Annotated in this window: 21 protein-coding genes and 1 tRNA gene; 6 read left to right on the top strand and 16 right to left on the bottom strand. The window is 66.4% G+C overall.

Features of this window, described 5'->3' with window-relative positions:
- Nucleotides 1-345 precede the first annotated feature (345 nt).
- A complete protein-coding gene (gene ybiB / locus BCEP18194_RS20885; RefSeq protein WP_011353243.1) occupies nt 346-1320 on the bottom strand; it encodes a DNA-binding protein YbiB in 975 nt (324 codons plus the stop codon).
- A gap of 194 nt (nt 1321-1514) precedes the next feature.
- Here ybiB and maiA point away from each other — a divergent pair, with 194 nt between their 5' ends.
- On the top strand, nt 1515-2159 hold the full coding sequence (maiA, locus tag BCEP18194_RS20880; protein WP_011353242.1) for a maleylacetoacetate isomerase: 645 nt from the start codon (nt 1515-1517) through the stop codon (nt 2157-2159).
- Nucleotides 2160-2244: 85 nt separating this feature from the next.
- On the opposite strand, the gene ftsY is transcribed toward maiA, so the two are convergent.
- On the bottom strand, nt 2245-3411 hold the full coding sequence (ftsY, locus tag BCEP18194_RS20875; RefSeq protein WP_011353241.1) for a signal recognition particle-docking protein FtsY: 1167 nt from the start codon (nt 3409-3411) through the stop codon (nt 2245-2247).
- A 214-nt stretch (nt 3412-3625) separates the two neighbouring features.
- Between ftsY and rsmD the strand changes: the two genes are divergently transcribed.
- The 3 genes from rsmD (at nt 3626) to BCEP18194_RS20860 (ending at nt 5175) form a co-directional block, all read left to right on the top strand.
- Nucleotides 3626-4240, top strand: coding sequence for a 16S rRNA (guanine(966)-N(2))-methyltransferase RsmD (gene rsmD / locus BCEP18194_RS20870; RefSeq protein WP_011353240.1), 615 nt, complete (start codon nt 3626-3628; stop codon nt 4238-4240).
- Between the two features lie 111 nt (nt 4241-4351).
- Nucleotides 4352-4849 carry a pantetheine-phosphate adenylyltransferase gene (coaD, locus tag BCEP18194_RS20865; RefSeq protein ID WP_011353239.1) on the top strand — a complete coding sequence of 166 codons (498 nt, stop codon included), beginning with the start codon at nt 4352-4354 and terminating at the stop codon, nt 4847-4849.
- 59 nt (nt 4850-4908) lie between these two features.
- Nucleotides 4909-5175, top strand: a complete 267-nt coding sequence (locus tag BCEP18194_RS20860; protein ID WP_011353238.1) for a YfhL family 4Fe-4S dicluster ferredoxin — start codon at nt 4909-4911, stop codon at nt 5173-5175.
- A gap of 84 nt (nt 5176-5259) precedes the next feature.
- Here BCEP18194_RS20860 and hisC read toward each other — a convergent pair whose 3' ends face one another.
- The 8 genes from hisC to BCEP18194_RS20820 form a co-directional block, all read right to left on the bottom strand.
- Nucleotides 5260-6327, bottom strand: coding sequence for a histidinol-phosphate transaminase (hisC, locus tag BCEP18194_RS20855; RefSeq protein WP_011353237.1), 1068 nt, complete (start codon nt 6325-6327; stop codon nt 5260-5262).
- 115 nt (nt 6328-6442) lie between these two features.
- On the bottom strand, nt 6443-7042 hold the full coding sequence (gene pth / locus BCEP18194_RS20850; RefSeq protein ID WP_006477776.1) for an aminoacyl-tRNA hydrolase: 600 nt from the start codon (nt 7040-7042) through the stop codon (nt 6443-6445).
- A 121-nt stretch (nt 7043-7163) separates the two neighbouring features.
- Nucleotides 7164-7769 (bottom strand): 50S ribosomal protein L25/general stress protein Ctc, encoded by a 606-nt coding sequence (locus tag BCEP18194_RS20845; protein WP_011353236.1) that lies wholly within the window; start codon nt 7767-7769, stop codon nt 7164-7166.
- A 161-nt stretch (nt 7770-7930) separates the two neighbouring features.
- A complete protein-coding gene (locus tag BCEP18194_RS20840; protein WP_011353235.1) occupies nt 7931-8893 on the bottom strand; it encodes a ribose-phosphate pyrophosphokinase in 963 nt (320 codons plus the stop codon).
- Nucleotides 8894-8938: 45 nt separating this feature from the next.
- Nucleotides 8939-9015, bottom strand: a tRNA-Gln gene (locus tag BCEP18194_RS20835).
- Nucleotides 9016-9070: 55 nt separating this feature from the next.
- A complete protein-coding gene (ispE, locus tag BCEP18194_RS20830) occupies nt 9071-9952 on the bottom strand; it encodes a 4-(cytidine 5'-diphospho)-2-C-methyl-D-erythritol kinase (RefSeq protein WP_011353234.1) in 882 nt (293 codons plus the stop codon).
- Nucleotides 9953-9977: 25 nt separating this feature from the next.
- Nucleotides 9978-10598 carry a lipoprotein insertase outer membrane protein LolB gene (gene lolB, locus BCEP18194_RS20825; RefSeq protein WP_011353233.1) on the bottom strand — a complete coding sequence of 207 codons (621 nt, stop codon included), beginning with the start codon at nt 10596-10598 and terminating at the stop codon, nt 9978-9980.
- On the bottom strand, nt 10598-12421 hold the full coding sequence (locus BCEP18194_RS20820; protein ID WP_011353232.1) for a tetratricopeptide repeat protein: 1824 nt from the start codon (nt 12419-12421) through the stop codon (nt 10598-10600). Before BCEP18194_RS20820 ends, lolB begins: the two co-directional genes overlap by 1 nt.
- Before the next feature lie 86 nt (nt 12422-12507).
- On the opposite strand from BCEP18194_RS20820, the gene mutM reads away from it, so the two are divergent.
- Nucleotides 12508-13335, top strand: coding sequence for a bifunctional DNA-formamidopyrimidine glycosylase/DNA-(apurinic or apyrimidinic site) lyase (mutM, locus tag BCEP18194_RS20815; protein ID WP_011353231.1), 828 nt, complete (start codon nt 12508-12510; stop codon nt 13333-13335).
- Nucleotides 13336-13359: 24 nt separating this feature from the next.
- Entirely contained in the window at nt 13360-14466 is a 1107-nt protein-coding gene (gene mutY / locus BCEP18194_RS20810) for an A/G-specific adenine glycosylase (RefSeq protein ID WP_011353230.1), read from the top strand.
- Nucleotides 14467-14682: 216 nt separating this feature from the next.
- Here the strand turns inward: mutY and BCEP18194_RS20805 are convergent, their stop codons facing one another.
- The 6 genes from BCEP18194_RS20805 to BCEP18194_RS20780 form a co-directional block, all read right to left on the bottom strand.
- Entirely contained in the window at nt 14683-15318 is a 636-nt protein-coding gene (locus tag BCEP18194_RS20805; protein ID WP_011353229.1) for an LON peptidase substrate-binding domain-containing protein, read from the bottom strand.
- A 27-nt stretch (nt 15319-15345) separates the two neighbouring features.
- The gene (rapZ, locus tag BCEP18194_RS20800) at nt 15346-16254 is read right to left on the bottom strand and encodes an RNase adapter RapZ (protein WP_041492961.1); all 909 of its coding nucleotides are present in this window, start codon (nt 16252-16254) and stop codon (nt 15346-15348) included.
- Between the two features lie 75 nt (nt 16255-16329).
- Complete coding sequence (gene hprK / locus BCEP18194_RS20795) at nt 16330-17298, bottom strand: HPr(Ser) kinase/phosphatase (protein ID WP_011353227.1); 969 nt, start codon at nt 17296-17298, stop codon at nt 16330-16332.
- A 129-nt stretch (nt 17299-17427) separates the two neighbouring features.
- On the bottom strand, nt 17428-17967 hold the full coding sequence (locus BCEP18194_RS20790; RefSeq protein ID WP_011353226.1) for a PTS sugar transporter subunit IIA: 540 nt from the start codon (nt 17965-17967) through the stop codon (nt 17428-17430).
- 168 nt (nt 17968-18135) lie between these two features.
- Nucleotides 18136-18495 (bottom strand): ribosome hibernation-promoting factor, HPF/YfiA family, encoded by a 360-nt coding sequence (gene hpf, locus BCEP18194_RS20785; protein ID WP_006477786.1) that lies wholly within the window; start codon nt 18493-18495, stop codon nt 18136-18138.
- Nucleotides 18496-18653: 158 nt separating this feature from the next.
- Nucleotides 18654-20159, bottom strand: coding sequence for an RNA polymerase factor sigma-54 (locus BCEP18194_RS20780; protein ID WP_011353225.1), 1506 nt, complete (start codon nt 20157-20159; stop codon nt 18654-18656).
- Nucleotides 20160-20270 lie beyond the last annotated feature (111 nt).

The raw sequence follows: 20270 nt of genomic DNA, 5'->3' as shown, positions 1-20270 counted from the left end.
CGGGCGGCATGGGCGACGGTTGGCGCTGCCTCGCTCCGCGGCACGTGAACGCGCTGCGGATGCGGATGATCTTCGCGAGTCGGCCGACGGATAGACGGACGAATGCTGACGACTTCGGGTTGTAAAAACTACGAGAGGGGTACTGCGAGGAACTGCTGGGAGGGACCGTGCGGACAGCACACGGCGCTACGAAAGCCTTAGGCTAGTCGTAGCGATAGCGGCCGCGCTAGGCGGCCGGAGGTAATTCGGAGGGTGTTCGGAAAGGAACGCATGAGGGCCACTCTATGCCAGGATGCGCTCGCGTGTCAAATGCCCTGCAAGCGGGGCCGGTTCGCGAGCGTGCCGTCAGCGTGCGATGCGGGCGATCTGCACGATCGTCGCGACCTGCCGCGCGACCGTGTCGGGCACCGGCACCTCGCCGCGCATGACGGCGTCGGTCCACGCGGCCGTCGTGGCCGCATCGCGCGATTCGGGCAGCGCAACGGGCGGCGTATCGGTCGACGAGCGTTCGGCCTCGATCAACGTGTCGCATACGCCGTCGTGCAGCCAGTCGACCTGTACCTGGCGCCGCGTGTCGGCAACGGCTTCGCCCTCGGTGCCGCGTGCCAGCAGCGCGCCGCCGAGCGCGGCGTCCGGATGGTCGCGGAACAATTGCGCCAGGCTGTCGCGGTACGGCGGGTGCGTGTAGTTGACGAGCCGCAGGCCGGCCGGCGCGAACGGCTGCAGGATCTTCACGAGCGTGTGCGTCGAGTTGCGCACGCCGAGCACGCTGCGCATCGACAGCAGGTGGGCAATGCGCGGCGCCAGCACCTCGATCGACGCGAACGCGACGCGGCGCTCGGCGAGCGTGTCCTCGATCGCATCGTGCGACGTCGACGGCGCGAGCGACAGCGCCGAGAAGATCTCGGCGCTCGTCACGCGGCCCGGATCCTGCTCGACGCCATGCACGAGCACCGGCACGCCTTCGCGTGCGAGCAGGAGCGCGAGCAGCGGCACGAGGTTCGGCTGCTTGCGCGCGCCGTTGTAGCTCGGGATCGACACGGGGCGGAACGCGGCGTCCTGCACGTGCACCGGCTCGAACGATGCCTGCGCGGCGGCGAGCATCGCGGCCAGCTCGTCGGCGGATTCACCCTTCAGCCGATAGGCGATCAGGATCGCGCCGAGTTCGACGTCCGACACGCGTGCGTCGAGCATCGCGCGGTAGAGCTCGAACGTGTCCTCGGCGGACAGCGCGCGTGCGCCGTGCGGGCCGCGGCCGATCTCCTTGATGAAGCGGGCGCACGGGAACGGAACGGCGGCGGGATCGTGGGAAGCGGTCATCGGGGCGTGGGGCGGGCGGCCAGCATCGGGCCGCGCTGTGAGCGGTGAGGAATGCCCCGAGTATCGCACGGGCGCGGCCGTCGCAAGCGAGGCCGCGCGGCGCGGCGCGCTACACTCTGGTTCCCGGCGGTGCGCGCGCCGGCTGCGCCGCGCCCGTGCCGTCGCCGGCCGAATACGACTACGAGAGACATCCCATGAAGCTTTACAGCTATTTCCGCAGTTCCGCGTCGTATCGCGTGCGGATCGCCCTGAACCTGAAGCAGCTGCCGTTCGACTATGTCCCCGTGCACATGCTGCGCGACGGCGGCGAGCAACTGAAGGACGCGTACCGCGCGCTGAATCCGGATGCGGTCGTGCCGACACTGATCGACGGCGACGCGACGCTGCAGCAGTCGCTCGCGATCATCGAATATCTCGAGGAAACCCATCCGGAACCGGCGTTGCTGCCGAAGCAGCCGGTCGATCGCGCGTATGTGCGCGCGGTCGCGCTGCAGATCGCGTGCGAAATCCATCCGCTCGACAACCTGCGCGTGCTGAAGTACCTGAAGCACACGCTGCAGGTGCCCGAGGAGGCGAAGAACGCGTGGTACCGGCACTGGATCGAGGCGGGCTTCGACACGCTCGAGACGCGTCTCGCGAGCGATCCGCGCACCGGCAAGCTGTGCTTCGGCGACACGCCGACGCTCGCCGACATATGCCTCGTGCCGCAGGTGTTCAATGCGAACCGCTTCTCGATCGACACGACGCGCTATCCGACGATCCAGCGGATCGTCGACCATGCGTCGACGCTCGATGCGTTCAAGGCCGCCGAACCCGGCGTGCAGCCCGACGCCGAATGATCGCGGCGCGCCCGGGACTTGCATGACCGGGCGCGCATGAAAAAGGGCGCCCGAAGGCGCCCTGTGCGATGCGTGCCGGCGGTGTTCAGCCGAGCAGCGCGTCCGCGAATTCGACCGCGCTGAACGGCTGCAGGTCCTCGACCTTCTCGCCGACGCCGATGAAGTAGACCGGCACCGGGCGCTGCCGCGCGATCGCGGCGAGAATCCCGCCCTTCGCGGTGCCGTCGAGCTTCGTGACGATGAGGCCGGTGAGGCCGAGCGCGTCGTCGAATGCCTTGACCTGCGTGAGCGCGTTCTGGCCGGTGTTCGCGTCGATCACCAGCAGCACTTCGTGCGGCGCGCCGTCATGCGCCTTCGAGATCACGCGCTTCACCTTCTTCAGCTCTTCCATCAGGTGGAGCTGCGTCGGCAGGCGGCCGGCCGTGTCGGCCATCATCACGTCGATCTTGCGCGCGCGCGCGGCGCTGACCGCGTCGAAGATCACCGCGGCCGGATCGCCGCTTTCCTGCTGCACGACCGTCACGTTGTTGCGTTCGCCCCAGACCGCCAGCTGTTCGCGCGCGGCCGCGCGGAACGTGTCGCCCGCGGCCAGCAGCACCGATTGGTCGAAGCTCTGCAGATGCTTCGCGAGCTTGCCGATGCTGGTCGTCTTGCCCGCACCGTTCACGCCGGTGATCATCATCACGAGCGGCTGCGCGCGGCCGAGCATCAGCGATTTCTCGAGCGGCGTCAGCAGCTCGACGAGCAGGTCGTGCAGTGCGGATTTCACCTGCTGCGGGTCGGTCAGGCGGCCCGTGCGCACCTTCTCGCGCAGCGCGCCGAGCAGGTACTCGGTCGCGTCGACGCCCGCGTCGGACATCAGCAGCGCGGTTTCGAGCTCCTCGTACAGATCCTCGTCGATCTTCGTGTTGACGAACACGCCGGTGATGCTCGAGCCCGTCTTGGCGAGCCCCGTTTTCAGGCGCGCGAGCCATGATTTCTTCGCGGAGGCGTCTTGCAGCGGCGGCGGGACGATTTCGACCGTCTCGACGACTTCGTCGCGGCCGTCGTTGGTCGGCGTGACCGTCATCACGACGGCCGGCACGGCCGGTTGCGCGACCGGTTGCGCGGGCGCTTGCGGCACGTCGGGCGCAGGCGGAGCCTCGACCGCGGGCACATCGGACGGTTCGTCCGTTTGCTGCGCGTCGGCCGATTGCGATTCCGCCGGATCGGGCTCCTGCGTTTTCTTGAATCGTTTGAAGAAGCTGAACATGGTCTACGTCGGGAAGAGGGCGGGCCGCCGCCAGGGCGGGGCACCGGACGGGCCGTTCTGCGTTCGCGCGGGCGCGGCGCACGGCGGCCGAAACCGTGCATTTTATCAGTGCGGCGGGGCGCTCGCGTCAGTGTGCGCCGCCGCTGTGGTAACGTGCGCCTGTTTAGCGGTGCGCCCCCGCGCGCGCCCGGTCCCTCCGTCGTCGATATTCCGTATGTCCCGTTCCTCTCCCGGCCGCCCGGCGGCCCCTTCCGGCCGCGGCAAGCCGCACACGATCCGCATCATCGGCGGTGACTGGAAACGCACGCCGCTCGCGGTGCTCGATCTCGATGGCCTGCGGCCGACGCCCGATCGCGTGCGCGAGACGCTGTTCAACTGGCTCGGCCAGGATCTCGAAGGCTGGCGCTGCCTCGACCTGTTCGCAGGCACCGGCGCGCTCGGCTTCGAGGCCGCGTCGCGCGGCGCGGCAAGCGTCGTGATGGTCGAGCGCCATCCGCGTGCCGCGCAGCAGCTGCGTGCAATCAAGGACAAGCTCGGCGCGCGCGCGGTCGAAGTCGCGGAGGCGGACGCGTTGCGGCTCGCGGCCGGGCTCACGCCGGGCGCGTTCGACGTCGTGTTTCTCGATCCGCCGTTCGACGAGCTGGCCGTCCTCGAGCGCGCGATTGCGCTGGCGGCGCCGCTCGTCGCGGCAGGCGGCGCGCTGTACGTCGAGACGGGGGCGGAGCTCGATCCGGCCGCGCACGAAGCGCTCGCCGGCTGGGAGGTCGTGAAGCACGGCAAGGCCGGTGCGGTTCACTATCATTTGCTGCGGCGCGAAAATGATGAATAATGCGCGTTCCATACGAGGCGGCGCGCCGCAAAGGCGACGCATGCCCATCTCGGCAGCGGCGTGCGCATCGCACGGCTGCCATCCCGTTTGCGTGATGACAGGAGGAGCGACATGGTAGTCGCCGTGTATCCCGGTACGTTCGATCCGCTGACGCGCGGGCACGAAGACCTCGTGCGGCGTGCGTCGAGCATTTTTGATACGCTGGTGGTCGGTGTTGCCGACAGCCGCGCGAAAAAGCCGTTCTTCTCGCTGGAAGAACGTCTGACGATTGCGAACGAGGTGCTCGGCCATTATCCGAACGTGAAGGTGATGAGTTTCACCGGCCTCCTGAAGGATTTCGTCCGCACCAACAATGCGCGCGTGATCGTGCGCGGCCTGCGTGCCGTGTCCGATTTCGAATATGAGTTCCAGATGGCGGGGATGAACCGCTACCTGCTGCCCGACGTCGAGACGATGTTCATGACGCCGTCCGATCAGTACCAGTTCATCTCGGGGACGATCGTGCGCGAAATCGCGCAGTTGGGCGGCGATGTCAGCAAGTTCGTGTTCCCGTCCGTCGAGAAGTGGCTGACCGAGAAAGTCGCTGCGATGGGAGGCCCTGTCGCGTAACGCGGCACCGGCCGGTTTCGTTGCGAAGCCGGCCGCCGGCCTGAAGAAGTGAGATCAGTATGGCTTTGATGATTACCGACGAGTGCATCAATTGCGACGTGTGCGAGCCCGAGTGCCCGAACGGCGCGATTTCGATGGGCCCGGATATCTACGTGATCGACCCGAACAAGTGCACCGAGTGCGTCGGCCATTTCGACGAACCGCAGTGCCAGCAGGTGTGTCCGGTCGAATGCATTCCGCGCGATCCGCAGCATGACGAATCGCACGCGCAATTGATGGAGAAGTATCACGCGTTGACCGCCGTAAAGGGCGACGACGCGTCGTGACCCCGCGGTGGCGCGCGTGCCCGGGTTCTTCGGCACGCACGTCACGCATCCGGACCGGCGCCGCCTGGCGCCGGTTCGTTCATTTCAGGCCAGCAGCTCGCGCAACGCCGCGACGAGCGCATCGCATTCGGCGTCGGTGCCGACGGTGATGCGCAGGTGCTGGTCGATCCGCGGCAGCCGGAAGTGCCGCACGAAAATTTCCCGTTCCTTCAGTTTTGCCGCAATCGCACCTGCGTCGTGCGCGGGATGGCGCGCGAACACGAAATTCGCGGCCGACGGCACGATGTTGAAGTCGAGCGCGTCGAGCGCATGCGTGAGACGTGTCCGGCTGTCGATCACGCGCCGGCAGGTTGCGTTGAAATAATCGGTGTCTTCGTACGCAGCCTGCGCGGCGACCTGCGCGAGCCGGTCGAGCGGGTACGAATTGAAGCTGTCCTTCACGCGGTTCAGCGCGTCGATCAGCGCTGCTTCGCCGAACGCGAAGCCGACGCGCATGCCCGCGAGCGAGCGCGCCTTCGACGTCGTGTGCACGACGAGCAGGTTCGGGTAGCGGTCGATCAGCGTAATCGCGGACTGCGCGCCGAAGTCGACGTAGGCTTCATCGATCACGACGACCGACGACGGATTCGCGGCCACGATCCGCTCGACGTCCGCGAGCGGCAGTGCGCGCCCGGTCGGCGCGTTCGGGTTCGGAAACAGCACGCCGCCGGCGTCGTCGAGATAGTCGTCCACGCGGATCGAGAAATCGTCCGCGAGCGGCACGTTCGACGTCTGGACGCCGTACAGGCGCGCATAGGTGGGATAGAAGCTGTAGGTGATGTCGGGGAAGCGCAGCGGCCGGTCGTGCTTGAGCAGCGCCTGGAACGTGTGCGCGAGCACCTCGTCGGAGCCGTTGCCGACGAACACCTGCTCGGGCTTGATGCGGTGATGGGTCGCGACCGTCTCGCGCAGCGCGCGCGCGACCGGGTCGGGATAGCGGCGCAGCGTGTCGCCGGTCTCGCCGAGTTCGCGCGCGATCGCCGCGACGACGCGCGGTGACGGCGGATAGGGATTCTCGTTGGTGTTCAGCTTGACGGGGTGTGCGAGCGCGGGCTGCTCGCCCGGCACGTAAGGCACGAGTTGCTGAACGATGTCGCTCCAGTAACGGCTCACCGCTTGGCTCCTGTCGGGCAAAGCGACCAGATTACCGCATGTGCGCGCAGGGAGGGGCCGGCGGGGCCGCCCGGCGGCGCCGGACGGCTCGATGCGCCGGAGCGGTGCGATGCGGTCAGTTGCGATGCAACTGCATCGTCGCGCGGTCGAGTTCGCCCTTGACGACCATCGGCATCACCGCGAGCGCGCGTTCGATCGACGCATCGATCACGTCCTGCTCTTCGCGGCGCGGCGGCTTCAAAACGAAGTTCGCGACATCGGGCTTCGCGCCGGCGCGCGCGCTTTCCGGAATCAGGTCGCGCGGATGGCCGATGCCGATCCGCAGCCGCCAGTACTGTTGCGACGACAGGTGCGCGGTGATGTCCTTCAGGCCGTTGTGGCCGCCGCTGCCGCCGCCGAGCTTCAGCTTCACGGTGCCGGGCGGCAGGTCGAGCTCGTCGTGCGCGACGAGGATCTGGTCGGGCAGGATCTTGAAGAATTGCGCGAGCGCGACGACCGACTGGCCGGAGCGGTTCATGTAGGTTTGCGGCTCGAGCAGGTGGACTTCTTCGCCGTGCAGGCGCGCTTTCGCGTAGAAGCCATGGAAGCGACGCTCGTCGCGCAGCGTCGTGCCGGCTTCGCGGGCGAGCTGGTCAATCAGCCAGAAGCCGGCGTTGTGGCGCGTCGCGGTGTATTCCGCCCCGGGATTGCCGAGGCCGACGATCAGTTTGATCATGACGTTTCGAAGGCGGCAACGGCCGCCTGGGCGCAGAAAAAGAAAAACCCGCCGGGCAAGCCGCGGCGGGTTGCGTCGACCGTTTCGTGAAACGGATCGATGAGGTGCGCAGGCAGCCCGCTTAGGCAGCCGGCGTTTCGCCTTCTGCTGCGTCCGACACGGCACCAGCCGGGACCGTCGCCGATGCGACAACCGGGTTTTCCGCGTCGACGTGCGCGACCAGCACGACGCCCTTCGGCAGCGTGATGTCCTTCGCGTGCAGCGATTGACCGGCTTCGATCTTCGACAGGTCGACTTCGAGGAACTCCGGCAGGTCAGCCGGCAGGCACTCGATTTCGATTTCCGTCGCGACGTGCGAAACGATCGCGCTCGACAGCTTCACGGCCGGGCTGATTTCAGCGTTCAGGAAGTGCAGCGGAGCCTTCGTGTGCAGCTTCTTCTTCGCGTCAACGCGTTGGAAGTCCACGTGCAGCACCAGTTGCTTGAACGGGTGGTATTGCACGTCGCGCAGCAGAACCTGTTGCGACTGGCCAGCCACTTCGAGGTCGAGGATCGACGAGTGGAAAGCTTCCTTCTTCAGGGCATGCCACAGGGCGTTGTGATCGAGTTCGATCTTTTGCGGGGCTGCTTCGCCACCGTAAACGATACCCGTGGTCTTACCAGCGTTGCGCAGGCGGCGGCTCGCACCCGTACCTTGCTCTTGGCGCTCGAAAGCGACGACTTTCATGTGATTCTCCAATAGCTGCCCGCGACCAGGCAGTAAAACGGGGCCGTCAAACTGCGGCCCCCGATGAAACGGCCGGGGTTTCGTCTATCCCGTCCGATTGTGCAAAAAGCGAAGCGTTGCCGCTTCGCTTTCTGCGCATGCTTTGTTCAGTCGATTCGCGATCAGGATTCCGCGAACAGCGACATCACCGAGTCGCCGCGGCGGATCCGCGAGAACGTTTCGGCCAGCAGGCTCGCGCTCGTCAACGCACGGATCTTCGAGCAGCCGAGCGATTCGGCGGACAGCGGGATCGTATCGGTGACGACCAGTTCGTCGAGCGCCGATGCGGCGATTCGATCACCAGCGCCACCCGACAGCACCGGGTGCGTGGCGTACGCGAAGACCTGCTTCGCGCCGCGTTCCTTCAGCACTTGCGCGGCCTTGCAGAGCGTGCCTGCCGTATCGACCATGTCGTCCATGATCACGCAGGTGCGACCTTCGACTTCACCGATGATGTTCATCACTTCGGAGACGTTCGCCTTCGGGCGACGCTTGTCGATGATCGCGAGATCGCAGTTGAGCTGTTTCGCGAGTGCCCGGGCACGTACCACGCCGCCGACGTCCGGCGACACGACGAGCAGATCCGAGTAGTTCTGCTTGCGCAGGTCACCCAGCAGGATCGGCGTTGCGTAGATGTTGTCGACCGGGATGTCGAAGAAGCCCTGAATCTGGTCGGCGTGCAGATCCATCGTGATGATCCGCTCGACGCCGGCGATTTCCAGCATGTTCGCGACGACCTTCGCCGAGATCGCGACACGCGCCGAACGCGGGCGGCGATCCTGACGGGCGTAGCCGAAGTAGGGGATGGCAGCAGTGATCCGGCCAGCGGATGCGCGCTTGAGCGCATCGACCATGATCATCAGTTCCATCAGGTTGTCGTTCGTCGGCGCGCACGTGGATTGCAGGACGAAGACGTCCTTGCCGCGCACGTTTTCCTGGATCTCGACCTGGATCTCGCCGTCGGAGAAACGGCTGACCATTGCTTTGCCGAGGGGGATTCCAAGGATATTGACGACTTCCTGGGCGAGCGCGGGATTCGCGTTGCCAGTAAAGACCATCAGGCCATCATGGCTGTGGCTGCTCATCGTGCACCTGCTTCAGGCTTGGGCGGGAAATGCGGGAAAAATTTTTGGCAGGGGAGGAAGGACTCGAACCCTCGCATGCCGGAATCAAAATCCGGTGCCTTGACCAACTTGGCGACTCCCCTACACTTAACTGATAACTTCACCGAACTTGTGTAGGCCGTTCGGCAAAGTAAAACTTCATGACGCGAAAGCGAAGAGCGGATGCTCGTTCAGGCTCTCGGCAACTGCACCGTTCCAACCGGTGGGCAGCTTGGCTTGCGCCGCTTCTGCCTCATGCTTGCTGCGAAACGCTGCAAACACGCTTGCTCCGGAGCCGGTCATCCTCGCGGGGGTCACATCATACAACCATTTGACCACCTGCGCAACTTCCGCGTACTTACTTGTCACAACTTGCTGCATATCGTTCCGACCGAAACTATCTGGCCATCCCGCGTCGCTGTTTTGCTGTGCAAGAAAGTCCGTAATTGTGACGCGCTTCGAATCTCTTGTCAACAACTCATCTGAAAATATTTCAGCGGTTGGGACGTGAACGCGGGGCGTTACAACCAAGAACCAGCGAGTCGGCAATTGTACCTCAGCTAATTCTTCTCCGATACCCTCTGCGAACGCATTTTTTCCAAAAATAAAAAACGGGACGTCTGCACCGAGTTTTACCGCGAGCGACTGGAGTTCGGCGCGCGGCAGGTCGAGTTGCCACAGGCGGTTCAGCGCGAGCAGCGTCGTGGCCGCGTCGGAGCTGCCGCCGCCGAGGCCGGCTCCCATCGGCAGGCACTTGTCGATCTCGATGTCGACACCGTGCGCGGTGCCCGTATGCGCTTTCAACAGGTTGGCCGCGCGCACGACGAGATCGCTTTCCTCGGGCACGCCGGGCACGTCGGTGACGCGTGCAACGCGACCGTCGTCGCGCAGCGTGAAGTGCAGCGTGTCGCCCCAGTTCAGCAACTGGAACACGCTCTGCAGGTCGTGATAGCCGTTCGGACGGCGGCCGGTGATGTGCAGGAACAGGTTGAGTTTCGCGGGCGCAAGGCAGTTGCGCAGCGAGCGGGTCGAATCGGTCATGCGTAGGTCTGGGCTAGGCGGGTGCTCACTGATCGAGCACTAGCTTGATGTCGAGCGGCGGTGTCGCACGCACGAGGTTGACGCGTTTGACGCCCGTGGCCGGGGCATCCGCGTAGGCAAGGTAGTCGATCGTCCAGCCGTCCTGGCGGATCTGCTTGACGCGCGTACCGTCGGCCGGATCGCGCACCGTCTCCGCGGGCGTGGCGGGCGCGGCTGTCGGCAGTAGCCAGTAGCGCAGGCCCGCGAGCGGCAGTTCGAAGCCGAGCGTTTTCTGCATCAGGTCGCCGACGTCCGGCGCATATTGCGTCGGACGGTTCGGCAATTCGAGCGATGCCGCCTGCGGCGTCGATTTCACGACCGCGAGCGTCTGGCCGAGCGGGCTGCGCAGCTCCAGCGACACGTCGTCGCCGTGCTCCTGCCAGTCGAAGTTGCCGTACACGTTCTGCTGCTTGCCGAGACGGTCGTCGTACTGCACCGCGAAGCGGCCGTGGTAAGCGTGGGTTGCGGCGGTCTGCAGCGCCGCGCCGGTCGGCGCGCTGGCCGACGGCGGCGTGCTCGCGCAGCCGGCGAGCGCGAGCGCCGCGCCGGCTGCGGCCAGCGTGCGCTGCGCGCGGAAGGACAGGGAAAACGTCGGGAACATCTGCATCAGAGACCGTTGATCTGGAGGCGTTTCAGCGTCTGCACGAGCGTGTCGTTGTCCGGCTCGAGCTTCTGCGCGTCACGCCACGCGGAACGCGCGTCGTCCTGCGCGCCGCTCTTCCACAGCACTTCGCCGAGGTGCGCGCCGATTTCGGCGTTCGGCTGCAGTTCGTACGCGCGTCGCAGCACCTTCGTCGCGCCGGCCGTATCGCCCATCCGGTACTTCACCCAGCCGAGGCTGTCCATGATGTACGCGTCGTTCGGCGCGAGCGTCATCGCCTTGTCGATCAGCTTGCTGGCTTCGGGCAGCCGCTGGTTGCGGTCGGCGAGCGAATAGCCGAGTGCGTTGTACGCCTGCGGATTGTCGGGCTGCGTGCGGATCAGCTCGCGCAGCTGCTTTTCCATCGTCGTGTAGTGGCCGGTCTTTTCGGCCGCCATCGCATAGTCGTAGCGCAGGTCGGGATCGTCGGGGAAGTCCTGGACCGCCTGCCCGAGCCGTGCCTCGGCTTCCGGATAGCGCTTCGCGGTGAACAGGATCGACGCGTCGGTGCGTGCGACCACGGCCGCATCGCGCGGATCCGTGATCGGCAGGTCGTCGAGCACCTTGCGCGCCTCGTCGGTCTTGCCCTGTTTCTGCAGCAGCTGCGCGCGCGTGATCTGCGCGGGGAGGTAGTGCTGGCTCGTCTGGTCGACCTTGTCGAGCCACTGCGACGCCTGCGCGTCGTTGTTCTGGTCGATCGCGATCTGCGCGAGGTAGATGTAGCCCTGGCCGACGTCGAGGTTCGGCTGCTTGTCGCCGAGCTGCACGTACTGCTTCAGGAAGACCGTTGCTTCGTCGAGCTTCTTCTGCTGGATCTTGATCAGCGCGAGCGCCATCAGCGGCGTCGGGTCCTTCGAGTCGAGCTTGCGCATCGTCTCAAACTGCTTCTGCGCGTCGTCGAGGCGATCGTCGGCGAGATACAGCTGCGACAGCGCGAGCCGCGCGTCGCGCGACTTCGGATTCTGCTGAACATACTTCTCGAACGACGCGATGCCCGCCGCGCGTTCCGCGGGCCCCATCTGCGACAGCATCAGGGCCGCCGGCAGGTAGTCGGGGCGGATCTGCAGCGCCTGCTTCAGCGACTGCGCGGCGCCGTCCTTGTCGTCGACCGCGAGCTGCTGGCGCGCGATCGCGAGCTGCGCTTCGGGCCGGTTCAGGTCGTTCTTCAGCATGTCCTTCAGCACCGCGAGGCCGCCGACGCGGTCGGAGCCGCGTACCAGCAACGCCTGCAGCGCGAGGATCGCCGGGCCGCGCGTCTCGCCGGTCGCCCGGGCCAGCTCGCGCGCGAGCATCGGCTGCGCGTCGGCCGGCTTGCCGGCAAGCACCAGCAGCGCGGCGTCGACCTGCGATGCGCGATTCGAATCCGGTGCGTACTGGCGCCACAGGTTCGCGGCGGACAACGCGTCGGCCGGGCTCTGCGCGCCGAGCGCGATCTCGGTCGCACGTTGCGCCATGCGCGGATCGCGCGTGTCGCGAGCGAGCGCGAGGTAGGTCTGGTAGGCCGGCGCGGGCTGGTTACGCTGCAGCGCGACCTCGGCGGCGAGCACCTGATAGACGATCTGGCTCGTCAGCGGAACGCCGGGGAGATCCTTTTTCTCGTCCGGCATCACATGCTCGAACGCGCCCTGCGACTCCGCGCCGTCCGATGCCGGATCCTGCGCGTGGGCCGGGAAGGCGGTGAGGGTCCAGGCGGCAAACAGCGCGGCGCCGAGTGCACGGCGGACCGGGAAGGCGCGCGCGCCGCGCGCGGCGGCGGGGCGCTTCTGAAGCAGCTTCGAGGGCAGGGTCATGGAAATCCGTTCGATGTTTCAACCGATTGTAACGCGCTCGCTACAATACACGCACGATCGGTAATCCAGTCTCAGACCCGCAAAACATGCCAGAGTTGCCAGAAGTCGAAGTCACGCGCCGGGGCATCGAGCCCTTTGTCGCGGGCCGCCGCGTCGAGCGTGTCGACGTCCGTACCGAGATGCTGCGCTGGCCCGTGCCGGCCGGGCTCGCCGAGCAGTTGCGCGCGCGCGAGGTGCTCGCCGTCGAGCGTCGCGGCAAGTACCTGCTGTTCGAGGTCGACGCGGGCTGGTTCATCGTCCATCTCGGCATGACGGGCACGCTGCGCGTGCTGCCCGCGGACGGGCTGCCGGTTGCCGCGAAGCACGACCACATCGACTGGATCTTCGACGAATTCGTGCTGCGGTTCCGCGATCCGCGCCGCTTCGGTGCGGTGCTGTGGCACCCGCGCGAAGCGGGCGATGTCCATGCGCATCCGCTCCTCGCGAGCCTCGGCGTCGAGCCGTTCTCGCCGGCGTTCACCGGCGCGCTGCTGCACGCGCGCACGCGCGGCCGCACCGTGTCGGTCAAGCAGGCGCTGCTCGCGGGCGACATGGTCGTCGGCGTCGGCAACATCTATGCGTCGGAGAGCCTGTTTCGCGCCGGCATCCGGCCGACGACGGCCGCCGGCAAGGTGTCGCTGCCGCGCTACGAGCGGCTGGCCGACGCAGTGCGCGCGACGCTTGCCGACGCGATCGAGCGCGGTGGCAGCACGTTGCGCGATTTTGTCGGCAGCAACGGCGAAAGCGGCTATTTCCAGCTCGACTGCTTCGTCTACGACCGTGCGGGCCAGCCATGCCGCGTATGCAACACGCCGATCCGCCAGATCGTACAGGGCCAGCGGTCGACCTATTTCTGCCCGACCTGCCAGCGTTGAAACCTTTTTCCACGATTAGATAACTTGAAGCCGCCCCGCATCGCCCCCGCTCCGTTCCCCGTCACGCCGCTGCATCGCACGTTCGCCACGCGCCTGGTCGCGTGGCAGCGCGAGCATGGCCGCCACGACCTGCCGTGGCAGAACACCCGTGATCCGTACCGGATCTGGCTGTCGGAAATCATGCTGCAGCAGACGCAGGTGTCGACCGTCATTCCGTACTACACGCGCTTTCTCGAGCGCTACCCCGACGTCGCCGCGCTCGCGGCCGCGCCGACCGACGACGTGATGGCGCTGTGGGCGGGGCTCGGCTACTACTCGCGCGCGCGCAACCTGCACCGTTGCGCGCAGGTCGTCGTTGCCGAGCACGGCGGTGCGTTTCCCGCGACGCCCGACGCGCTGGCCGAACTGCCGGGCATCGGCCGTTCGACGGCCGCGGCGATCGCGTCGTTTGCGTACGGCGCGCGCGCGACGATTCTCGACGGCAACGTGAAGCGCGTGCTTGCACGGGTGTTCGGCGTCGAGGGCTTTCCGGGCGAGAAGCGCGTCGAGAACGACATGTGGGCGCTCGCCGAATCGCTGTTGCCCGATGCCGCGAACGCGGCCGACGTGAGCGCGTATACGCAGGGGCTGATGGATCTCGGCGCGACGCTGTGCGTGCGCGGCAAGCCCGATTGTGCGCGCTGCCCGTTCGCGGGCGACTGCGTCGCGCAATCGACGGGCCGCCAGCGCGAACTGCCGGCCGCGCGGCCGAAGAAGGCCGTGCCGACCCGCAAGACCTGGATGCTCGTGCTGCGCGACGGTGACGCCGTGCTGCTCGAGCGGCGGCCGCCGACCGGTATCTGGGGCGGGCTGTGGAGCCTGCCGCAGGCGGATGGCGACGCCGCGCTCGCGGAACTCGCGCGCGGCTTCGGCGGTGGCGGCACGGTGCCGCTGGCGCCGCTCACGCACACGTTCACGCATTTCCGGCTCGAGATCGAGCCGCGGCTGAGCGACATGGCCGACGGCGGTGGCCTGCCTGAGGGCGCGCGGGACGCGGACACCGCCTGGGTGCCGCTGAGCCGGCTCGACGCGTATGGCGTGCCGGCACCCGTGCGCAAGCTGCTCGATGCACTGAGCGGGCCGTTGCTGTAACGAAGGGGGAGGGGCGCGGCGCATGCCGCGCTTTCAAGGAAACGTCGGACGCCCGTGGTTTTTCGCGCCGACGGAAGTGGCCCTTGGGGGCCTGGCGCGACGTGGTTGTCCGGGCGGCGCTCCGAAAAACGCCGACCCGGTCTTTCGCTTGGAAGGAAGCCGCTCGTGAGACGCCCCCTCCCGGATGGCTCGCGGGAAGCGAAAGGTCCGAGGCGCCTATAACCAGCCGTGCCGGTCGAGCACGTGGTGCACGGCGTCGATGCGCGCGCCGACGTCCGGAAACTCCATCAGCTTCTGCCGCGCGCGCAGGTCGAGCGGCAGCAGTTCCGCGAGACGGTTCGACACCCAGCTCGGATCGTCGAGGCGGAACGGTTCGCCGAACGGCATTTTCTCCGGATCGGTCTTCTTCAGTGCGGCGATGATGCGCTCGAGCACCTCGGCGCACGAGCCGAATTGCGCGAGCGTCTGCTCGCCTTCGAGCGGGATGTCGTCGGGCAGCGGCTCCGCGATGCCGACCAGCAGCCCGTTGCCTTCGACGCGATACGACAGCAGCTCGAAACGCTGCGTGCCGACCGCCTGCAGGTACAGCATGCCGAATTCACCGGTATCGCATTCGGTGATGCGCGCCATGCAGCCGATGGTTTCGGGCACCGACACCGCGCCGTCCTGCGCGACTTCCGGCCCGCTCTTCAGCAGGCATACGCCGAACGGTGCATTGTCGCGCAGGCACGCGCGGGACATGTCGAGATAGCGCGCCTCGAACACCTTGAGCGGGAGCAGGCCCCCCGGAAACAGCACCGTGTGCAGCGGAAACAGCGGCAGGTCGATCAGGGTGGTCGATAGGGAGGACATGGCGCGCTGATGAAGGGGCGGGTGTCGCTAGGGTCGGTCGACCTCGGAGACGAGCCGCGACGACGCGTCGACATCCACTGGCGCATCACGATGCCGCACGATCACGTTCGCCTCGTGCGCAAGGCGCGCGGCGAGCGTTTCCGCGATGAACACCGACCGATGCTGCCCGCCCGTGCAGCCGATGGCGACGGTCAGGTAGCTGCGGTTGTCATCGCGGAAGTGCGGCAGCCATTTCATCAGGAACGCATGGATGTCGTCGATCATCTGGTGGACGATCGGCAGTGCGTCGAGAAAGGCAATAACCGGCTGGTCGAGCCCGGTGAGCGGGCGCAACTCGTGGTCGTAGTACGGATTCGGCAGCGCGCGCACGTCGAACATCAGGTCGGCGTCGAGCGGCACGCCGCGCTTGAAGCCGAACGATTCGAACATCACCATCAGGTCGTTGTTCTTCTGCTCGATGAAGCGCTTGACCCACGTACGCAGCGCGTTCGCGCGCAGCGTGCTCGTGTCGATCTGGTGGCCGAATTCGGCGAGCGGCGCGACGAGGTGGCGTTCGCGCTCGATCGCTTCCTCGAGCGACGACAGCAGGCCGACGTCCGCATCGTGCGACAGCGAACCGGACAGCGGGTGGCGGCGGCGCGTTTCGGAGAAGCGCTGGATCAGCGCCTGGGTGCTCGCGTTGAGGAACAGCACGCGCACGTCGTGCTCGCGCGACAGGTCGCGGATCAGGCCGGGCATTTCGTCGAGCGACGCGCTCGAGCGCGCGTCGATCGCGACCGCGAGCCGGTGCTGGCCCTCTCCGGCGAGGTAGCGGGCGAGTTCGGGGAGCACGTGCGGCGGCAGGTTGTCGACACAGTAATAGCCTGCGTCCTCGAGCGCGTTCAGCGCGACGGACTTGCCTGAGCCGGAGATGCCGGTGATGAGGACGATGCGCATGGGAAGCAGTGAATCCTGACGTTTCATCATAGCACCGGCCAGACGCGTCGGCGTTGCGTGGCCGGCGCGTGCGGGTTACACCAGTTTGCCGGGGAACTGACTGTCGGGATCTTGCATCGCGAGTCGTTGCCGATCCATGAAATCGCGCAACGTGTCGATTCCGCGCAACTGCAGGATCGTGTTCCGGACGGCCGCCTCGACGAGCACCGCGAGGTTGCGGCCGGCCGCAACCTGGATCGTGACCTTGCTGATCGGCAAGCCGAGCACGTCGACGGTCTGGCTTTCGAGTGGCAGGCGCTGGAATTCACCGTCGGGGCGCCGCACGAGCTGGACGATCAGCTTCAGCTTCATTTTCCGCCGCACGGCGGTTTCGCCGAAGATCGTCTTGATGTCGAGCAGGCCGAGGCCGCGCACTTCGAGCAGGTTCTGCAGCAGCGGCGGGCAGCGCCCTTCGACGAAATCGGGGCCAAGTCGGACGAAATCGACCGCGTCGTCGGCGACGAGGCCGTGGCCGCGGCTGATCAGCTCGAGGCCGAGCTCGCTCTTGCCGAGGCCCGAATCGCCGGTCAGCAGCACGCCCATCCCGAGGATGTCGATGAACACGCCGTGCAACGTCGCGCGCGGCGCGAGGATGCGCGACATGTAGAGCCGCAGGCTGTCGATCACCGCGGCGGCCGACATCGGCGTCGTGAACAGCGGGGTGGACGAGCGCGTGCAGCGCAGCACGAGTTCGGGCGGGGCCGCGGCACCGCCGGCGACGACGAGGAACGGCGGTTCGAGCGCGATCAGCTCGGCCATGTGGCGCGAGCGGTCTTCGTCGGTTTGCCGCTGGTAGTAGTCGATTTCGGCTTCGCCGAGCACCTGGATCCGGTTCGGGTGGATCAGGTTCAAGTGGCCGACGAGGTCGGCGCTCGAGGTTGCATTGCCGACGGTGTCGGCCGAAAAGCCGCGCTCCCAGCCTTCATGCCCCGTCAGCCAGCTCAGTTTCAGCGTGGCCGCGTTGTCGTCGAAGATGCTCTGGGCGTTGATGCTGGACGTATCCATGACTCTCGTCACTCCAATGGGCCGGTGCGTGCGCGCGGCGACGGACGTCGCCATGCCGGGCCGGCGCCGGGCGGCCCTGAACGGCGGCGTGCGCCGCCGCGTACGGGAAAATAATCCGCCCGGATCAACTCAAGGTTGCCACTGAGTGAGCAGGCGATGCAACTCGGCGATATCCGTTTCGTTGTGCAGACGCTCGCGCGCGTCGCGATCGGACAGCAGTTGCGCGATTTCCGACAGGATCTCGAGGTGCTGCTGGGTGGCTTGCTCGGGCACGAGCAGGAAGATCAGGAGGCCGACCGGCTGGCCGTCGGGGGCTTCGAACGGGATCGCATCGGCGAGCCGGACGAACGCGGCGAGCGGGTGCTTGAGACCCTTGATGCGCCCGTGCGGAATCGCGACGCCTTCGCCGAGCCCGGTCGAGCCGAGGCGCTCGCGCGCGAACAGGTTGTCCGTGACGGTGCTGCGGGCGATGCCGTTCTGATTCTCGAACATCAGCCCGGCTTGTTCGAACACGCGTTTCTTGCTGGTGACTGAGAGGTCGATGACGACGTTCTCTATGGGCAGGATTTTGGCTAGGCGATTCATGTTGGCAGGCGATTGGGCGGCCTGGGGTCTCCTTGCGGCGGCAGACTGATTATCCATGTTCGGCGATATCAAGGCGTTCGGCATAGGCAACCTGCAAGGCAGCTACCGCATCCCGCGCCCCCCGGCGATAACCGGAACATTATAGAGCACAGCCGCGTGCGTGGCGCAGCGCGGACGGACCGGTTGCACCACTGCGCGGAGTCGCAAAAAAAACGCCCGGCGAACCGGGCGACGTATGTGTTGCGGTGAAGGTTACTGCGGCGGCAGTTCGATCTGGTCGATCGACGGTTGAAGCTTGATCGGGTCGTGCGCGTGCGTTTGCAGGCGCTCCATGTGCTTGACGACCTGGCGGTCCAGCTTGTCGATCAGCAGGTCGATCGCTGCATACAGGTTACCGTTCGCGCTTTCGACGAAGATGTCCTTGCCCTTCAGGTGCAGATTGATTTCCGCGCGCTGCTGCTTGTCCTTTTCCTTGTGGTTGTCGACCGAGAGGATCACAGTGCCATCGATCACCTGATCGCTATGCCGTAGCACCCGGTCCAGCTTGGTGATCACGTATTCGCGAATTGCAGGCGTGACTTCGAGATGATGTCCACTGATCTTCAGGTTCATAGTGCTTCTCCAAGCGAGTGACCACCCGGCCGCATCGAGGCGGCGCTCCGGTCGACTTGCCCGACCCGCACGAGGCGGTGTATCGCGGACAGGTCGCCCGGCCTGTTCCCCGTATGCGCGGTGGCCGGAACACGCCTGCCGCCGGGCAGGCAGCAGGCTTAAAGAGACTTGCGCAGATTCACTGCCGGGATCTTGAGGGCTTCGCGATACTTCGCAACCGTGCGGCGCGCGACCACGAATCCTTGTTCTGCCAGCAGCTCGGCAATGCGGCTGTCCGAAAGTGGCGATTTAGGGTCTTCAGCTCCTATCAGTTGCTTGATGAGGGCTCGGATGGCCGTCGACGAAGCGGCGCCACCGGTGTCGGTCGAGACGTGAGATCCGAAGAAGTACTTAAATTCAAGCGTCCCGAACGGGGTCAGCATGTACTTCCCGGTTGTCACACGGCTGACAGTCGACTCGTGTAGGCCCAGCGTATCAGCTATTTCCCGCAAAACCAAGGGGCGCATGGCAATTTCACCGTGCGCAAAGAAGTTCTTTTGACGCTCGACAATGGCCTGCGCGACACGCAGGATCGTGTCGAATCGCTGCTGGATGTTCTTGATCAGCCAGCGTGCTTCCTGCAGCTGTTGCTTGAGCGAACCGGCCGACGGATCACCGCGGCTGTTGCGCAGGATGTTCGCGTAGAGGTTGTTGATCCGCAGGCGCGGCACGACCTCCGGATTGAGCTCCGCGAGCCATCCCTGGCCGACCTTCTTCACCATGATGTCGGGCACGACGTAGTCGGCCTCGGCCTTGCCGTATGCGGCGCCGGGGAACGGCTCCAGCGAACGGATCAGCGTGTGCGCGTCGCGCAGCGCATCGTCGTTCGCCTTCAGGTGCTTGCGCAGCCGCGTGAAGTCGCGGGCGGCGAGCAGTTCGAGATGCTGCGACACGATCTCGAGCGCGAGCGTGCGTGTCGGGGACGGATCGAGACGCAGCAACTGCAGCTTCAGGCATTCGGATGCCGAGCGGGCACCGACCCCGGCCGGGTCGAAGCTGTGCAGCAGCGCGAGCGCCGCGTTCAGTTCGTCGCAATCGATCTCCAGCTCGGGCGGCAGGTCGGCGAGCACTTCGTCGAGCGTGGCCGTCAGGTAGCCGTCGTCGTCGAGCGATTCGATCAGGAACATCACGAGCGCGCGATCGCGCGGGCTCGCCTGCGTGACGCGCAACTGCGCGGACAGGTGGTCGCGCAGCGACGTCGCCGCTTCCTGCACTTGCAGCGGCGGGAGGTCGTCGTCGTCGGATGCGCCGCTCGAGCGCCCGAATTCGTCGAGGTTCCACTGCGGGCCATCGTTGCCGTCGCCGGAGCCGTAACCGTCGTATTCGTCCGCGCCGGCCGGCTCGTCGCGCTCGGCGCGATCGCTCGACGAACTGCTGCTGTTTGTCGCAGCGGGTTCGGTGTTCTGCGCGGGAGGCGTCTGCGCGATCAACGATCCGTCCGCTGCGACGCGCAGCGGGCTCGCGATCCATTCGTCGTCGTTCTCGAGCAGCGGGTTCTGCGCGACGGCCATCGCGACTTCCTGTTGCAATTCGAGCGTCGACAACTGCAGGAGCCGGATCGACTGCTGTAGCTGGGGCGTCAGCGCCAGATGTTGCGACAGGCGGAGTTGAAGGCTGGCTTTCATGGCAAGGAGGGAGTCATACCGGCAGTTTGCCACGACCCAGGCGCGTTGAGCCATCCGCGATTACGCGCGGCGCGCCGCCCGGTCGCGGGCATGGCCGCGAAGCGGGGCGCG

Origin of the sequence: Burkholderia lata (assembly GCF_000012945.1) — a bacterium.
GTDB lineage: Bacteria > Pseudomonadota > Gammaproteobacteria > Burkholderiales > Burkholderiaceae > Burkholderia > Burkholderia lata.
The sequence above is the reverse complement of the archived record's forward strand: the minus strand, read 5'-3'. Positions and strand labels throughout refer to the sequence as shown.

Excerpts from the sequence above, each read along its gene's own strand:
- mutM (WP_011353231.1), top strand. The coding sequence starts at position 12,508 with ATGCCAGAGTTGCCAGAAGTCGAAGTCACGCGCCGGGGCATCGAGCCC.
- rsmD (WP_011353240.1), top strand. The coding sequence starts at position 3,626 with ATGTCCCGTTCCTCTCCCGGCCGCCCGGCGGCCCCTTCCGGCCGCGGC.
- BCEP18194_RS20860 (WP_011353238.1), top strand. The coding sequence starts at position 4,909 with ATGGCTTTGATGATTACCGACGAGTGCATCAATTGCGACGTGTGCGAG.
- rapZ (WP_041492961.1), bottom strand. The coding sequence starts at position 16,254 with ATGCGCATCGTCCTCATCACCGGCATCTCCGGCTCAGGCAAGTCCGTC.
- BCEP18194_RS20845 (WP_011353236.1), bottom strand. The coding sequence starts at position 7,769 with ATGAAAGTCGTCGCTTTCGAGCGCCAAGAGCAAGGTACGGGTGCGAGC.
- ispE (WP_011353234.1), bottom strand. The coding sequence starts at position 9,952 with ATGACCGATTCGACCCGCTCGCTGCGCAACTGCCTTGCGCCCGCGAAA.
- coaD (WP_011353239.1), top strand. The coding sequence starts at position 4,352 with ATGGTAGTCGCCGTGTATCCCGGTACGTTCGATCCGCTGACGCGCGGG.
- BCEP18194_RS20790 (WP_011353226.1), bottom strand. The coding sequence starts at position 17,967 with ATGCCGAACGCCTTGATATCGCCGAACATGGATAATCAGTCTGCCGCC.
- hprK (WP_011353227.1), bottom strand. The coding sequence starts at position 17,298 with ATGGATACGTCCAGCATCAACGCCCAGAGCATCTTCGACGACAACGCG.
- ybiB (WP_011353243.1), bottom strand. The coding sequence starts at position 1,320 with ATGACCGCTTCCCACGATCCCGCCGCCGTTCCGTTCCCGTGCGCCCGC.
- BCEP18194_RS20780 (WP_011353225.1), bottom strand. The coding sequence starts at position 20,159 with ATGAAAGCCAGCCTTCAACTCCGCCTGTCGCAACATCTGGCGCTGACG.
- ftsY (WP_011353241.1), bottom strand. The coding sequence starts at position 3,411 with ATGTTCAGCTTCTTCAAACGATTCAAGAAAACGCAGGAGCCCGATCCG.
- lolB (WP_011353233.1), bottom strand. The coding sequence starts at position 10,598 with ATGCAGATGTTCCCGACGTTTTCCCTGTCCTTCCGCGCGCAGCGCACG.
- pth (WP_006477776.1), bottom strand. The coding sequence starts at position 7,042 with ATGATCAAACTGATCGTCGGCCTCGGCAATCCCGGGGCGGAATACACC.
- hpf (WP_006477786.1), bottom strand. The coding sequence starts at position 18,495 with ATGAACCTGAAGATCAGTGGACATCATCTCGAAGTCACGCCTGCAATT.
- BCEP18194_RS20840 (WP_011353235.1), bottom strand. The coding sequence starts at position 8,893 with ATGAGCAGCCACAGCCATGATGGCCTGATGGTCTTTACTGGCAACGCG.
- BCEP18194_RS20820 (WP_011353232.1), bottom strand. The coding sequence starts at position 12,421 with ATGACCCTGCCCTCGAAGCTGCTTCAGAAGCGCCCCGCCGCCGCGCGC.
- BCEP18194_RS20805 (WP_011353229.1), bottom strand. The coding sequence starts at position 15,318 with ATGTCCTCCCTATCGACCACCCTGATCGACCTGCCGCTGTTTCCGCTG.
- maiA (WP_011353242.1), top strand. The coding sequence starts at position 1,515 with ATGAAGCTTTACAGCTATTTCCGCAGTTCCGCGTCGTATCGCGTGCGG.